This window comes from Kitasatospora sp. McL0602 (assembly GCF_052076145.1).
In the GTDB taxonomy this organism is placed as follows: domain Bacteria; phylum Actinomycetota; class Actinomycetes; order Streptomycetales; family Streptomycetaceae; genus Kitasatospora.
This window is the reverse complement of the sequence record NZ_CP197246.1, coordinates 374,056-388,838: the sequence shown is the minus strand read 5'-3', so window position 1 is coordinate 388,838 and position 14,783 is coordinate 374,056. Positions and strand designations below refer to the sequence as shown.

The 14,783-nt window shown below is 71.0% G+C and carries 13 protein-coding genes; 10 read left to right on the top strand and 3 right to left on the bottom strand.

Translation table 11 applies throughout. The annotated features are described in order from the left end of the window. The first annotated feature begins 49 nt into the window (after positions 1-49). Both ACR68M_RS01815 and ACR68M_RS01810 read left to right on the top strand, forming a co-directional pair. Positions 50-916 (top strand): glycerophosphodiester phosphodiesterase, encoded by an 867-nt coding sequence (locus ACR68M_RS01815; protein ID WP_441248589.1) that lies wholly within the window; start codon positions 50-52, stop codon positions 914-916. 90 nt (positions 917-1,006) lie between these two features. After that, positions 1,007-2,323, top strand: a complete 1,317-nt coding sequence (locus ACR68M_RS01810; protein WP_441248588.1) for a DUF2254 domain-containing protein — start codon at positions 1,007-1,009, stop codon at positions 2,321-2,323. A gap of 21 nt (positions 2,324-2,344) precedes the next feature. Here the strand turns inward: ACR68M_RS01810 and ACR68M_RS01805 are convergent, their stop codons facing one another. Both ACR68M_RS01805 and ACR68M_RS01800 read right to left on the bottom strand, forming a co-directional pair. Then, positions 2,345-3,376, bottom strand: coding sequence for a cytochrome c oxidase assembly protein (locus ACR68M_RS01805; RefSeq protein ID WP_441248587.1), 1,032 nt, complete (start codon positions 3,374-3,376; stop codon positions 2,345-2,347). A 153-nt stretch (positions 3,377-3,529) separates the two neighbouring features. Further along, a complete protein-coding gene (locus tag ACR68M_RS01800) occupies positions 3,530-4,492 on the bottom strand; it encodes a hypothetical protein (protein WP_441248586.1) in 963 nt (320 codons plus the stop codon). 211 nt (positions 4,493-4,703) lie between these two features. On the opposite strand from ACR68M_RS01800, the gene ACR68M_RS01795 reads away from it, so the two are divergent. The 7 genes from ACR68M_RS01795 (at position 4,704) to ACR68M_RS01765 (ending at position 12,643) form a co-directional block, all read left to right on the top strand. Next, positions 4,704-5,258, top strand: coding sequence for a TetR/AcrR family transcriptional regulator (locus tag ACR68M_RS01795; protein ID WP_441248585.1), 555 nt, complete (start codon positions 4,704-4,706; stop codon positions 5,256-5,258). A gap of 183 nt (positions 5,259-5,441) precedes the next feature. After that, positions 5,442-6,431, top strand: a complete 990-nt coding sequence (locus ACR68M_RS01790; protein WP_441248584.1) for an agmatine deiminase family protein — start codon at positions 5,442-5,444, stop codon at positions 6,429-6,431. 127 nt (positions 6,432-6,558) lie between these two features. Then, complete coding sequence (locus ACR68M_RS01785) at positions 6,559-7,704, top strand: agmatine deiminase family protein (RefSeq protein WP_441251805.1); 1,146 nt, start codon at positions 6,559-6,561, stop codon at positions 7,702-7,704. Positions 7,705-7,763: 59 nt separating this feature from the next. Further along, a complete protein-coding gene (locus tag ACR68M_RS01780; protein ID WP_441248583.1) occupies positions 7,764-8,465 on the top strand; it encodes an urease subunit gamma in 702 nt (233 codons plus the stop codon). After that, complete coding sequence (locus tag ACR68M_RS01775) at positions 8,462-10,225, top strand: urease subunit alpha (protein ID WP_441248582.1); 1,764 nt, start codon at positions 8,462-8,464, stop codon at positions 10,223-10,225. The genes ACR68M_RS01780 and ACR68M_RS01775 overlap by 4 nt, the downstream gene beginning before the upstream one ends. Positions 10,226-10,388: 163 nt before the next feature. Next, complete coding sequence (locus ACR68M_RS01770) at positions 10,389-11,348, top strand: hypothetical protein (RefSeq protein WP_441248581.1); 960 nt, start codon at positions 10,389-10,391, stop codon at positions 11,346-11,348. A 107-nt stretch (positions 11,349-11,455) separates the two neighbouring features. Then, positions 11,456-12,643, top strand: coding sequence for a serine/threonine-protein kinase (locus ACR68M_RS01765; RefSeq protein ID WP_441248580.1), 1,188 nt, complete (start codon positions 11,456-11,458; stop codon positions 12,641-12,643). A gap of 246 nt (positions 12,644-12,889) precedes the next feature. Here the strand turns inward: ACR68M_RS01765 and ACR68M_RS01760 are convergent, their stop codons facing one another. Beyond that, positions 12,890-13,462: a TetR/AcrR family transcriptional regulator gene (locus ACR68M_RS01760; RefSeq protein ID WP_441248579.1), complete on the bottom strand. Its 573-nt coding sequence runs from the start codon at positions 13,460-13,462 to the stop codon at positions 12,890-12,892. A gap of 261 nt (positions 13,463-13,723) precedes the next feature. Here ACR68M_RS01760 and ACR68M_RS01755 point away from each other — a divergent pair, with 261 nt between their 5' ends. Then, entirely contained in the window at positions 13,724-14,722 is a 999-nt protein-coding gene (locus tag ACR68M_RS01755) for an agmatine deiminase family protein (protein WP_441248578.1), read from the top strand. Positions 14,723-14,783 lie beyond the last annotated feature (61 nt).

Sequence of the window (14,783 nt, the reverse complement as noted above, 5' to 3'; positions counted from 1 at the left end):
GGTCCAGAGAGCAGGGTGATCCCGCCCCGGGCCGCTTACAAATCAGCATATGAGACTACCTGCAGCGAAGTTGACAGCCCTCAGCATCCTGATCACCGCGCTCATCGCCACCGGGCCTACGGCAGCCGGGGCCACGGCCACCGACCTGGCCCCGCAGGACGACGCCCAGCCGACGCAGACCGTGGCAGCCAAGTGCGGCAGCCAGCGGATCGCCGGGCACCGGGGATCACCCAGCAGCGCTGCCGAGAACACCATGGCCTCGTTCAAGGCCGCCGTCCAGGAAGGCGCCGACTGGTTGGAGACCGACGTCCTGGTCACCAAGGACGGCGTCCCCGTGCTCTTCCATGACCCGACGGTGGACCGCGTCACCAACGGCAAGGGACGGGTCCAGGACTTCACCTACGAGGAGCTCAGCAAGCTGCGGGTGACGGTCGGTCCGGGCCCGAGCCAGCCCATCCCCAAGCTCGCCGAACTGCTGGACTACCTGCTCGGCACCCGGATCAGGCTGTTGATGGAGATCAAGGAGATCGCCCGGCCGGAGGACGCGGCCGTGATCGCCAGGATGGCGGCGGACAGCGGCATCCTGGTCGACCTCTACTCCTTCTACACCCTGCATCTGAGGACCGCTCACAACGCCGCCCCCCAACTGCCGCTCACGCTGATCCAGGGCTCCTGGTACGCCGAGGACCCGGGCGACCTGCCGCTGACGGCCATCTCGCTGGAGGCGGTCCTCGCCACCCGCGAGCGCGTGGACGCGGAGCACGCCCGGCACCGCGCCGTCTACGGCTGGATCGTGGACGACGCCGTTGCCTGGCAGCGGCTGGTCGACAACACGGCCGACGTCATCATCACCGACACCCCCGGCGCGGCCCGGACCTGGCTGGACCACACCTGCTCGGCGGCACAGCGGGCGTAACGGGCACAGCAGGCACAGCGGGAATAACGGGGCACAGCGGGCGCTGCGGTGATCCGCCGGGATCGGGCCGACGAGCCGTAGCCTGGCGTGATGAGTGAGCCCGCCCCGCCGCGCCGCCTGCGACACCGCCCGCTCTCGCCCCTGCGCGAGCACCTGCGGGAGTCGTTCTGGTTCGCCCCGCTGCTCACCTGTCTCGGGGCGGTCGCGCTGGCGACGGCGACCAGCCTGCTGGACGAGGCACTGGTCAGCGAGACCATCGCGCAGAGCGGTTCGGTGGAGGAGCTGGTCTCGTTCACCGGGGCGGCCAAGAGCGTGGTGTCGACCATCAGTTCGGCGATGCTGACCTTCATCGGCGTGGTCTTCTCGATCTCGCTGGTCTCGCTCCAGATGGCGGCCAGCCAGTTCAGCCCCCGTGTGCTCCGCCTCTACGTCCGCAGCCGGCTGACCAAGGCGACCTTCTCGGTCTGCCTGGCCACCTTCCTCTTCACCCTGCTCGTCCAGCTCGGCTACCAGGACGTCACCGACCCGGCGAAGGTCACCAGCGTCCCGGCCGCCTCCGCCTTCGTCGCGATCCTGCTGGTGCTGCTCAGCCTCGGGCTGTTCGTCCTCTACGTACAGGCGACCCTGCGGCTGCTGCGCGTGCCGCACGTGATCGACCGCGTCACCGGCGAATCCCTGGCCGTCCTCACCCACTACCGCTGGACCGACCCCGAGATGGGCACCCCGGCCGCCTCCACCGAGCAGGGCGTCACCCTGCTGCACGAGGGCCGCTCGGGCGTGCTGCGGGACATCGACATCGCCCGGCTCGTCCGGCTGGCCCGCCGCCACGACACCGTGCTGCACCTGGTGCCGAGGATCGGCGACTTCCTCACCCCCGGCACGCCCGCCGTGCTGGCCATCGGCGGCACCACACCGAACCCGCGCCGGATCGCCTCCGCGCTCAACATCGGCGTCGACCGGACGATGCACCAGGATCTGAGCTTCGGCTTCCGCCAGCTCGTCGACATCGCCATCCGGGCACTCTCCCCGGCCGTCAACGACCCGACCACCGCCGTCCAGGCCCTCGACCGCATCCACCAGCTGCTCGGCATGCTGGTCGGCTTCCCCATCGGCGAGCTGCGCCACCGGGACTCCGCCGGGGCCGTCCGGCTCGTCCAGCCGGTCTCGGACTGGGCCCGGGTCATCGACCTGGCCTGCACCGAGATCCGGATCTGCGGCGCCGGACACCCCCAGGTCACCCGCCGGATGGCCGCGATGCTGGACGACCTGCTGCGGATCGCGCCCGCCGAGCGCAGCCCGTCCCTGCTCGTCCAGCGCGAACTGCTGGAGCGCGCCGTCGCCGCCGAGGTGCCGGACCGGCAGAACCGGGCCTTCGCCCTCGCCCCGGACCGCCAGGGCATCGGCTGACCTGGCGGTCTGGGCTTTCCGTCAGCCCGCGTCGGCGACCGGTGGGGCGACGGTCGGTGGGGCGACGGCCGACCCGGCCGTGCTGCGCTTGCCGCGCTGCTCCAGCGCCGCGAGGTAGGCGTTGTAGGCGACCAGCTCGGCGTCGCCGTCGCGGTCGGCCGCCCGGTCCTTGCGGCGGGCCTGCCGCTCCTCCGACTTCGCCCACTGGAGGGTCAGCGCGATCAGCACCACGGCGGTCGGGATCTCCCCGAACGCCCAGGTGATGCCACCGGCCATCTTCTGGTCGTCCAGCAGGTTCGTCCCCGCCGGGGCGCTGCCCGTGCCGAAGGTGGTCACCAGCGAACTGGTGGCCATCATCACCGCCACGCCGAAGAAGGCGTGGAACGGCATCCCCATGAACAGCTCGATGATCCGCATCACGAAGCCCGGCCGGTGCGGCCCCGGGTCGACGCCCATGATCGGCCAGAAGAAGAGCATCCCGGCGGCGAGGAAGTGCACCATCATCCCGATGTGCCCGAGCCGGTACTGCATCAGGAAGTCGAACAGCGGCGTGAAGTACAGCCCGTACAGGCTGGCCACGAACAGCGGGATGGTGAACGCCGGGTGCGAGATCACCCGGACGAACCGGCTGTGCAGCAGTGCGACCAGCAGCTCGCGCGGCCCCCGGCCGCTGCCCTTGCGGGCGGGGCGCAGCGTGCGCAGCGCCAGGGTGATCGGCGCGCCGAGCAGCAGCAGGATCGGCGAGAGCATGGAGAGCACCATGTGCTGCATCATGTGCGCGCTGAACAGCACCATGCCGTAGTCGTTCAGCCCGCTGCACGTCACCAGCAGGATGCTGCCGACACCGGCCAGCCAGGCGATCGCCCGGCCGACCGGCCAGCGGTCGCCGCGCCGCCGCAGCCGCACCACGCCCGTGCCGTACAGCGCCAGCGCGACCAGGCAGCCGATCAGGAACGGCCAGTCCGGCGACCAGGTGAGGGCGGCGGAGGCGGAGAAGGGGTCGAGCACCCCCATCCCCCCGTGGTGGTGCATCCCTGCCATGCCGTCGCCCATCGGCGGGTCCTGCTTTCCCTCGTACGTCCGGCCGGTCCGGCCGCGCTGGTCCGGTTCGTCCGTTTTGCTTGCGTCGAACCAGACTAGGTGGCGCTTACACCCGGTCCGTACCCGACCCCGTGGCCGACCCCGCCGCCCGCCCGGTCAGCGGGGTCAGCGCTCCAGGGTGGCGAGCAGCAGGTTGGGGTCCTGCTGGGAGAAGTAGGCGGCGCTCGGCAGGTAGACGGTGTCGCCGTGGACAGCGACCGAGGTCGGGTTGGAGAGGCCGTCGGCGGCGGTGAGCACGGTGTGGTGGCTGCCGTCCTCGGCGATGTACATCGCCTCGCTGGAGGGGTTGAGGGCGGCGATCAGCGCGTCGCCGTGCCCGGTGAAGGCGAAGTCGTCGATGCCGGCGAGGCCGCTGGCCCGGGTCTCGGCCGGTGCGGCGGAGCCGTCGGCGCGGATCGGGATGCGCAGCAGCGTCCCGGCGTCGGTGTTGGTGACCCAGACGGCGTGGTGGTGCACCTTGAGGCCGTTGGCGCCGAATGCGGCGGTGGGCCTCAGCTCGGCACCGGAGGCCCAGGCGGCGGGGGCTCCGCCGGTGACCGGGACCGTCCGGACGAGGCCGAGCGCGGAGTCGGACGAGTACAGCAGGCCCGCGTGCTCGTCCAGGGCGAGGCCGTTGGGCAGGCTTTCGGCGGGGAAGGCCGAGATCCGCTCGGGTAGGCCGCCGGGGCAGAGCCGCCAGATGCCGGTGAGGTCGTCGGTGCCGGTGGCGTACGCGAAGTAGAGGGTGCCGTCGTGGGCCCGTGCGATGCCGCTGACGACTGCGGCTCCGAGCACCGGCGTGGCCGGGTGCGCGGGTGCGGGGAGGGTGGCCAGGACGGTGAGCTCGCCGTCGGTGCTCACGCGGGCGATCTGGCGGGCGAAGGAGAAGGTGAGATCCGCCGACCCGTCCGGTTCGACGGCGATGTTCTCCGGCTGTTGTCCCTGGGCGAGGTCGAAGTGCGCGGCGATCCGGGGCGCGGAGAGCGGCGGTGCGACGGCGACGGCGGGGCTGGCGGCGAGCAGGGACAGGGCGGCGGTGGCCGCACCGAGCAGTCCGGCGAGGCGGGGCGGGCGGGGCGTGCGGGGCAAGGTCACTCCTCGGGCAGGCACACGATGGGTGCCTCCCAGCAGAGCAGACGGACGCCCGGCGGACCGGCTCCACAGCGCCGTGCAACGGGGTGAACGGTCGGAGCCGTGGAGCCGCGGAGGAGGGACTGTAATTTCGGTCAGGAATGCGGCTCGGCCTGCGGGCTCACCGCAGGTAGGGTGTTGGCCTGTGGCTGACCGTAGAACAGGAATCATGGAAGCTGCCGCGCGGGTCATCGCGCGGCGGGGCGTGCGGGGGCTCCGGGTCGAGGAGCTCGCCGCCGAGGCGGGTGTGTCCACGGCGCTGATCTACTACCACTTCAAGGACCGCACCGGCATCCTGCGGGCGACGTTGGAGTTCATCAACGACCGCGCCGAGCGGTACACGACGGAGCGCGACGCCGACGCCGAGCCGCTGGACGGCCGGGGTGAGCTGGAGCAGACGCTGATGCTGGAGTTCCAGGACGCGCCGGAGGTGCGGGAGAACAGCACGGCCTGGGGTGAGCTGCGGGCCAGCGCGGTGTTCGAACCCGAGCTGCGCGAGGACCTGGCGCGCTCGACGCTGGTGTGGGTGCAGGAGGTTGCCGCCCTGCTGGGCAAGGTCCGGCCGATGGCCGGGGCCGCCACGCTGGCCGGCTCGGCCGAGCGGCTCACGGCGCTCGTCGAGGGGCTGAGCATGCGTTGGCTGAGCGGGAGCCTGCCGGTGGCGCACGCGCGTGAGCTGATGGCGGCGGCGATCGACGGCGAGTTGGAGCGGCTGCGCGGCTGACGCGCAGCCGAGGACGGCCTGCGGCCGGGCGCACGACGCGCCCGGCCTTCATTGGGTCGATAGTATTGACTGAATTTTCAGTCAGTGTCAGAGTAAGCATGCGGCGAGAGCGGCGGCAGGAACCCGCGACACCCGATCTGGAGAATCACAATGAACACGAGTGCGGCGTCGAGGCGCTGGTACGTGGACAGGGACGATGTGCCGCACGCGCGGACCTGGATGTCGTGGCCGTCCCGCAGGTCCGTCTGGGGCCGGCAGCTGGCCGGTGTGCAGCAGGACATCGCCCTGATCGCGCGGACGATCGCGCGCTACGAACCGGTGGTCATGTGCGCGCCGGAGGAGGACGTGACCACCGCCCGGTCCGGCTGCGGACCGATGGTCACGGTGACCGGCTCGATCCCGACGGACGACCTCTGGATGCGCGACACCGCGCCGGTGTTCCGGCGGGACGGCCTCGGCGGGCTCGACGCCGTCGGCCTGAACTTCAACGGCTGGGGCAACAAGCAGACCCACCGTGACGACGCCGAGGTCGCGTGGGGCGTCGCTGGCCGGCTCGGTCTGCCGTTCAGCCGGGCGGAGTTCGTCGGCGAGGGCGGCGCGGTCGAGGCGGACGGCGACGGCACCCTGCTGGCCACCGAGAGCAGCCTCGTCAACAAGAACCGCAACCGGGGGATGAGCCGCGACGAGGTCGAAGACGCGGTCCTCGACGCGTACGGTGCGGACAAGATGATCTGGGTGCCCGGCATCAAGGGCAAGGACATCACGGACGACCACGTCGACGTGACCTCCCGGTTCGTCCGTCCGGGCGTGGTGATGGTGCAGGTGCCGCCGGCGGACCGCCGGGACGTCTGGGCCCGCGACGCCCGCGAGCAGTTCGACATCCTGTCCGGGGCGACCGACGCCAGGGGCAGACGCTTGCAGGTGATCCGCGTCGAGGGCCCCGACACCGTGCGGTCGAGGGACTCCAAGTTCGTCGACTCCTACCTGAACTTCCATGTCGTCAACGGGGCCGTGATCACGGCGCAGTTCGGCGACGTGGTGAAGGACGACGCCGCCAGACAGGCTCTGGCGGTGGCGTTCCCCGGGCGCGAGGTCGTCCAGCTCGACGTCGACCGCCTGATGGCGGGCGGCGGCGGCATCCACTGCTCGACGATGCACGAGCCGCTGCCGTGACGCGCCCGGCGGCCCTGGCCGCCGCGCGCGGTTGAAGTCCGAGAACAAAGTCCTGAGAACAAGCCCAGCCGTTCCCCCTGTGCCGGAGTGTCCCGTGTCAGCTTTCTCCCTGTCCCGTCGAACCGTGCTGCGATCCGCAGCCGGTGCCGGTCTGCTCGCCCTCGGTGGCGTGGCCTGCGCCCCGCTGGAGGAGGAGGCCGAGCCGGGAACGTCCTCGGCGCCGTCCTCGTCCACTGCTCTGAGTCAGGGAGCGACACCGGGACGGCGGTTCGGCGCCGAGTGGGAGAGCCACGCCCGTACGTTCATGTCCTGGCCGGCGTCGACCGGCATCTGGGACAGCCAACTGCCGGACGTACGCCAGGACATCGCTGGTCTGGCACGTGCCGTCGGCGGCTACGAGCCGGTCGTCATGTTCGCCCGCCCCGGGCAGGAGGGCGCCGCGCAGCGGGCCTGCGGCTCGGACGTCGAGGTCGTCGCGCTGGCCGTGGACGACCTGTGGGCGCGCGACACCGTCCCGGTGTTCGTGGAGGACTCCGGGACGCTCAAGGGCGTCGACTTCAACTTCAGCGGCTGGGGGAACAAGCAGAAGGAGCACGGCAACGACACCAAGCTCGCCGAAGCGGTCCTCGGCAAGTACGGGATTCCGCGGATCGGGACTCCGGTCGTCGCCGAGGGCGGGTCGTTCGAGACCGACGGGCAGGGCACCCTGCTGGTCACCGAGAGCTCGGTGGTCAACGAGCGCCGCAACCCCGGCAAGAGCCGGGACGAGATCGAGGCCGAGCTCAAGAAGGCGCTCGGAGTGAGCAAGGTGATCTGGTTCGCCGGCGTCCGGGACAAGGACATCACCGACGCGCACGTCGACTGCCTGGTCCGCTTCGCCGCCCCGGGCGTCGTCCTGCTGGACCAGCCGTTCCCCGGAGCCCCCGAGGACGTCTGGTCGCGCTCCGCCGCACAGGCGAAGGAGGTGCTCAAGGACGCGACGGACGCCACCGGCAAGCCGCTCACGGTCATCGAGCTGCCCCAGCCGGACCCGGACCGGATCACCGGCAAGGGTGACGCCTTCGTGTCCTCGTACATCAACTTCTACGTCGCCAACAAGTCGCTGTTCCTGCCCAGGTTCGGCGACTCCGCGGCGGACGACCGGGCGCAGCAGATCCTGCGCGAGCACTTCCCCGGCCGCGACATCGTGCCGCTGAAGATCGACAACATCGCCTCCGGCGGCGGCGGCATCCACTGCTCGACCCACGACCAGCCCGGCAAGCCGGCGGCCTGACACCCCGACGGCCAGGCCGCTGCTTCGACCACCGTCCCCCTACCTCAGACAGAGGAACCGTGCGACTGACCCCCACCGAGCGGGACCGGCTGCTGATCTTCACAGCGGCCGAGCTGGCCCGCGCCCGCCGCGCACGCGGCGTCAAGCTGAACGTCCCCGAGGCGACCGCCCTGATCGCCGACACCGTCTGCGAGGCCGCCCGCGACGGCCGCAGGCTGGCCGAGGCGATCGAGGCCGGACGTACGGTGCTCGGCGCCGAGGACGTTGTGCCCGGCGTCGCCGACGTGGTCACCACCGTGCAGGTGGAGGCCGTCTTCGACGACGGCACCCGGCTGTGCGTCATCAATGACCCGTTCCACAGGGCGGGTTCGCTCGGCGACGACGCCCCCGGGGCGGCCCTCCCCGGGGCCGGGCACGGGTACGGGCCCGCCGAGCCGACGGTGCTTCTCCCGGTCCGCAACACCTCCGCCGTGCCGATCTCGGTGACCTCGCACTTCCACTTCTTCGAGGCCAACCCCCGGCTGGCCTTCGACCGCGCCAGCGCCTACGGCACCCACCTCGCCGTCCCCGCCGGGTCCTCCGTCCGCTTCGACCCCGGCGCCACCGTCGAGGTCGGGCTCATTCCCATCGGCGGCGCGCGGGTCGCGATCGGCTTCGCCGGGCTGGTCGACGGCCCGCTGGACGCATCCGGTGCGCGAGAGCAGGCGCTGGACAAGGCCCGCGCGACCGGCTACCTCACGGAATACCAGGAGCAGGCATGAGTGGCAGCATCTTCGACGCCGCAGGCTGTCACGGCCGCCCCGGAGCGGCTCCGGCGGGCAGCATCGACGCGCACGACTACATCGCCGTGCACGGCCCCCGGGCGGGTGACCGGATCCGCCTCGGTGACTCCGGGCTGATCGTCCGGGTCGAGTCCGACTCCCAGGCCCCCGGCGAGGAGTTCCTCGCCGGCTTCGGCAAGACCGCCCGCGACGGCCTCCACCTCAAAGCCGCCGCCGTCCGCGACACCTGCGACGTCGTCATCAGCAACGTCCTGGTCATCGACGCCGTCCAAGGCATCCGCAAAACCTCCATCGGCCTCATCGACGGCCGCATCGCCTCCATCGGCCGCGCCGGCAACCCCGATACCCTCGACAACATCGACGTCGTCGTCGGCACCGGGACGACGATCGTCTCGGGTGAGGGCATGATCGCCACCGCCGGAGCCATCGACACCCACGTCCACCTGCTGTCGCCGCGCATCATGGAGGCCTCCCTCGCCTCCGGCGTCACCACGATCATCGGCCAGGAGTTCGGCCCCGTCTGGGGCGTCGGCGTCAACTCCCCGTGGGCGCTGCGGCACGCCTTCAACGCCTTCGACGCCTGGCCCGTCAACATCGGCTTCCTCGGCCGCGGCTCCTCCTCCGACCCCGCCCCCCTCATCGAGGCGCTCGCCGAGGGCGGCGCCTCCGGCTTCAAGGTCCACGAGGACATGGGCGCCCACACCCGCGCCCTCGACACCGCCCTGCGCGTCGCCGAGGAGTACGACGTCCAGGTCGCCCTCCACACCGACGGCCTCAACGAGTGCCTGTCGGTGGAGGACACCCTCGCCGTGCTGGAGGGCCGCACCATCCACGCCTTCCACATCGAAGGCTGCGGCGGCGGACACGTCCCCAACGTGCTGAAGATGGCGGGCGTCGAGAACGTCATCGGGTCCTCCACCAACCCGACGCTGCCGTTCGGCCGCGACGCCCTCGGCGAGCACTTCGGCATGATCGTCTCCGCCCACGACCTCAAGGTCGACCTCCCCGGCGACGCCGCCATGGCCCGCGACCGCATCCGCGCCGGCACCATGGGCGCCGAAGACGTCCTCCACGACCTCGGCGTCATCGGCATCACCTCCTCCGACGCCCAAGGCATGGGCCGCGCCGGCGAAACCGTGCGCCGCACCTTCGCCATGGCCGGCAAAATGAAGACCGAACTCGGCCCCCTCGACGGCGAAGGCTCCTACGGCACCAACGACAGCGGCGACGACAACGAACGCGTCCTGCGCTACATCGCCAAACTCACCATCAACCCCGCCATCGCCCACGGCCTCGCCCACGAAGTCGGCTCCATCGAAATCGGCAAACTCGCCGACATCGTCCTCTGGTGGCCGCAGTACTTCGGAGCGAAACCGCAGCTCGTACTCAAGGCCGGATTCCCCGCCTACGGCGTCACCGGCGACCCCAACGCCTCCACCGACCGCTGCGAACCCCTCGTCCTCGGCCCCCAGTTCGGCGCCCACGGCACCACCGCAGCCGACATCTCCGTCGCCTTCGTCGCCCAAGCCGCCGTCCAGAACGGGGACAAGATGCCGACCCGCCGCCGCCGGGTGGGCGTCCGCAACACCCGAGGCATCGGGCCGAAGAACATGCTCCGCAACGCCCGGACGGGTCTGGTCGACGTCCACCCCCACACGGGCCTGGTGTCCCTCGACGGCGAGCCGCTCTGTTCGGAGCCCGCCGACAGCGTCTCGCTCAGCCGGCTGTACTTCCTCTGAGGAACCTGCACGGACAACGGGGGTCGCAGCCGGGTGTGTCGGCTGCGGCCCCCCGCTGTCTGCCCTCGAGGTTGACCCTGACAGTGTGTGAGGGGGTTGACTGCTCTCACCTGCCCGGCAGTCCGCCGGTGAGGGTCACCGCTGTCACCACGAAGGACTCCCTGTGCTCGGCTACGTCGGCTCCGGCCCGTACTGCTACACGAACTCGCTGGCCATGATGCTGGGTGGGGAGGCTCCCTCCACCGCAGTCATCGAGACGCTGACCGGCTCACCCTTCGGCGCCCAGCTCATCGCCGGATCCCTGCCGTTGTTCGACCCCTACGGCTGGCACCCCGAGATCGGCCTCGACGCCGCAGTCTCGCTCCTGGGCTGGAGCTGCGAGCGCAGCGACGGCGGGACGCCGGCCGAGGCGCTGGAACGGTTGCTGGCCGCCTGCTCGCGGGGGCCGGTCCTGGTCGGGCCGGTGGACATGGGCCTGCTGCTGTACCAGCCCGGCACACCGAACGCCGACGGCGGCGACCACTACGTCGTAGTGCTCGCCGCCGACCAGGACAGCATCGAACTCCACGACCCCCACGGCCACCCCTACGCGACACTGCCCACGCAGGCCTTCCTCGCCGCGTGGGAGGCGAAGTCGATCAGTTACATCGACGCCCCCTTCGTGCTGCGGGCCGCCTTCGTACGCCACCGCCGGGTCGCTCCCGTCGACGCCCTGCGGCAGTCACTGCCGGAAGCCGCACGGTGGCTGGTCGGCCGTGACGATCTGCCCATGCCTCCCGGCTCCCTGGGCGGAGCCGCCGCCATCGAGACGCTCGCCGACCTGGTCGCCCAGGGCACGCCCCCCGGCATCCGCACACTCCTCACCGCATTCGGCGTCCGCGTGGGAGCACGCCGCCTGAACGACGCGGCGATGTGCCTGGAAGAGTTGGGGCTGTCGCACGCGGCCTCCATCGCACAGCGCCAGGCCCGCATCCTGGGCAGCCTGCAGTACCCCCTGGTACACGGCGACGACCAGGCCGCAGCAGCACAACTGCGGCTCCTCGCCCCCACCTACGCGCAACTGCACACGGCCCTCACTGCGGCTGGGCGCGATGCTGACCTACCGTCAGGCCAGCACCAGTAGCGATCCGGGACTCCGGTCAACCGCCACCGACATCCGAGGCAGCGATGGGTGCACTGAGAGTGTCGGCCATACTGGTGAGCGCCAAGACTCGGGGAGGCGTGCAAAGTATGGAGTTCGAGGCGGACGGGGTTAGGCGCATCGGCAGCTACACCGTCGAACGCGAACTGGGCGCCGGGGGGATGGGAACCGTCTTTCTGGCGCGTTCGCGTGGGGGCCGTGCGGTGGCCGTCAAGGTGGCGCGCCCGGAGCTTGCCGCCGATCCGCACTTTCGCGAGCGGTTCCGGGCCGAAGTCGCTGCGGCTCGTCGGGTCGGCGGATTCCACACGGCCCCGGTGGTGGACGCAGATCCGGAGGCGGAGGCGCCTTGGCTCGCCACGGCGTACGTGCCGGGGCCCACGCTGTCCGGACTGCTCGCAGCCGAGGGGCCGATGAGCGAGGAGCGGTTGCGCATGCTGGGCGCGGCGCTGGCCGAGGCCCTGGTGGCCGTCCACGCCTGCGGCCTGGTCCACCGCGACCTCAAGCCCGGCAACATCATCATGGCCGAGGACGGTCCTCGTGTCCTGGACTTCGGTATCGCGCGGGCTGTTGAGTCGACCCGGCTGACCATGACCGGAGCCGCCTTCGGCACGCCCGGGTTCCTTGCCCCTGAGCAGGCCCAGGGGCTCGAAGTGAGTGGCGCCGCCGATGTGTTCGCGCTCGGCGCGGTGTTGGTCGCCGCTGCCGGCGGCAGTGCGTTCGGGGTCGGCACGCCCATCGGGCTGATGTACCGCTCGGTGCACGAAGCGCCGGACCTGTCCGCAGTACCGGAGGGGATGCGCCAGGTCGTCGCCGCCTGCCTGGCCAAGGACCCGGCCTTGCGGCCCACACCGGATCGGCTCCTGGACCTGTTCGTGCCGGCCTCCGCGCAGTACACCCCCACCGTGATCGAGTGGGCAGAGCAGAAGCCTGTCGAGACGGTTCCGGCGAGCCACCCGCCGACCGTCCGTGCCGAGCCTCGGGCCGCGAGCGAGGACGAGGACGGCGACGAGATCGCATTCATCGCCGCAGACCGAAGGAACAGTGTCGCCATCGACGGACGCGGTGTGGCGATCGAATCCGACGAGGAGAGCGCTGAGTTCACCTGGGCCGAGATCAGGACCGTTGAGTACACCGCGGAGCCCAAGCGGCTCAGGGTGACCGTCCATCGCCACGACGGCACCACCTTCCGCTGCTGGCTGGGCACGCGGCGCGCTTCCCGCCTCAACGGTTGGATCGAGCAGTTGGCCCTGGTCCTCGACCGCTATCTCCTGGCGTGAGCCCCAGTGGTTGCCAGGCCCTCAGGCCGATTGGAGTAGTCGTCAGGATCGGCAGCGGGGGGGGGCGTCAGCCGGATGACCGACGCTGACGCCGACGGCGACCCGGCAGGCACGGTACACCTGACCGCAGCTGTGCGCGCCGACATGCTCACCCGCTGGCCGACCCTTCAACCACCACCCGCACAACGGCCGTGAAGCCGCCCTCGCCCGGCAACCGGAATGTCCGCCGTGCCGGATGCTCGCCGGTCAGCTGTGGTCGAGCTCCGCCTCGATGGCGCCTCGGAGCAGGTGGCGGGCGTGCTCCAGCGGTAGGGAGCCGCTGAGCCAGCGGACGCTGAGGCCCTCGATGAGGGAGGTCAGGCGTTCGGCGGAGGCGGCGTGGGCGGGGGCTGTTCCCATCGGGTGGGCGCGGCCGAGGAGTTCGGCGATCTCGTGGACCCAGGTGTGGGTGGCCTTGGCGAGCTCCTCCCGCAGGTCGGGCTCGAAGATGGCGCTGGCTCGCAACTCGCCCCAGGCGGTGCTGTTCTCCCGTACTTCGGGAGTGTCCTGGAGCTCGAGGAGCAGGACCTGCTCGAGCTCCGTCCGGGGGTCGGTCGGGTGTGCTCCGGGCTCGCGCTCGGCGGTGTAGCGGTCGGCCCGGTCGCTGATGAACTCCAGCGTCTGGCGGAGGATTCCGGCGCGGTCGGTGAAGTGGTAGTAGATCAGCGAGGTCGAGACCCCCGCCTCGGCGGCCAGCTCGCCGACGCGTAGCCCGCGTACGCCGCGCCGTGTGATCACCCGGGTGGCGGCTCTGAGTATCTCTGTTCGACGGTCGGACACGAGCGATGACTCTACCCGCCGACGGGCAGGCATGGGGAGATTTTCTGACCAAAGAGTCAGGATCGGTTGAAGATCACGCTGCCGGGCCCAGTACCGCCCCCTCGCGGCGATGCTTCCATGGGCCGGTACACGGAGAAGTCGGGCACTCCAGGGCCTGTCACGTGCGGCGCGGACGTATCGGCTCGCAGGTATTGACTGAATTTTCAGTTCGGAGCAGGATGTCGCTCACACCCCACCCCCCCAGCCAGGAGAAGAGTCGCTATGAGTTTCCGGATGCCGGCCGAGTGGACCGAGCACGAGGCGTGCCTGATGGCCTGGCCGACCAGGCAGGAGCTGTGGGGCGAGACCTTCGAGGACGCCAAGCAGGAGTACGCGCAGGTCGCCAAGGCGATCTCCGAGTTCGAGCCGGTGACCATGGTCGCCAGGCCCGGCCAGGGCGCGGAGGCCCGTGAGCTGTGCGGGGACGGGGTCGAGGTGGTGGAGCTGCCGCTTGACGACTCGTGGTTCCGTGACTCCGGCCCGATCTTCGTGCTCGACTCCGAGGGCCGCCGGGCCGGCGCGGACTTCCGCTTCAACGCGTGGGGGGAGAAGCACCACCCGTACGACACCGACGACCGGATCGCCGCCGCGCTGCTGGAGCGCCTCGGCGTCGACCGGATCGACTCCCGGATGATCCTCGAAGGCGGGGCGATCACCGTCGACGGCGAGGGCACGCTGATCACCACCGAGCAGTGCCTGCTGCACCCCAACCGCAACCCGGGGATGAGCAAGGCGGAGATCGAGGCCGAGCTGATCGCGAAGCTCGGCGTCACCACGGTGATCTGGCTGCCGTACGGCGGCCTGCTGGACACCGAGACCGACGGCCACGTGGACGGTGTCTGCGCGTTCGTCGCCCCCGGCAAGGTGGTCGTGCAGCTCCCGAGCGACCCGGCCCACCCCGACTTCGAGCGGATGCGGGAGAACCGCGCCGTACTCGAGGCCGCGACCGACGCCCAGGGGCGGAAGCTGGAGATCATCGACCTGCCGCAGAGCGCGTTCGTCGAGGTCAACGGCAAGGAGACGGAGGTCGGCTACCTCAACTTCTACATCGCCAACGGCGGAGTCGTCGTCCCCACGGCCGGTATCCCCGAGGACGAGGGGGCGCTCGCGGTGATCGCCGCCGCGCTGCCCGGCCGCAAGGTCGTCGGCGTGCCGACCAGGGTGGTCGCGTACGGCGGTGGTGGTGTTCACTGCATCACCCAGCAGGTGCCCGCCGTCTGAGCAGCGCCCCGCTGCCGCCGCACGACTCCCTCGCCACCCCCACGTTGAGCACGGAAGAGAG

Coding starts and splice junctions, on each gene's coding strand:
- ACR68M_RS01815 (WP_441248589.1), top strand. CDS start 50: ATGAGACTACCTGCAGCGAAGTTGACAGCCCTCAGCATCCTGATCACC.
- ACR68M_RS01795 (WP_441248585.1), top strand. CDS start 4,704: ATGGAAGCTGCCGCGCGGGTCATCGCGCGGCGGGGCGTGCGGGGGCTC.
- ACR68M_RS01765 (WP_441248580.1), top strand. CDS start 11,456: ATGGAGTTCGAGGCGGACGGGGTTAGGCGCATCGGCAGCTACACCGTC.
- ACR68M_RS01805 (WP_441248587.1), bottom strand. CDS start 3,376: ATGGGCGACGGCATGGCAGGGATGCACCACCACGGGGGGATGGGGGTG.
- ACR68M_RS01810 (WP_441248588.1), top strand. CDS start 1,007: ATGAGTGAGCCCGCCCCGCCGCGCCGCCTGCGACACCGCCCGCTCTCG.
- ACR68M_RS01775 (WP_441248582.1), top strand. CDS start 8,462: ATGAGTGGCAGCATCTTCGACGCCGCAGGCTGTCACGGCCGCCCCGGA.
- ACR68M_RS01755 (WP_441248578.1), top strand. CDS start 13,724: ATGAGTTTCCGGATGCCGGCCGAGTGGACCGAGCACGAGGCGTGCCTG.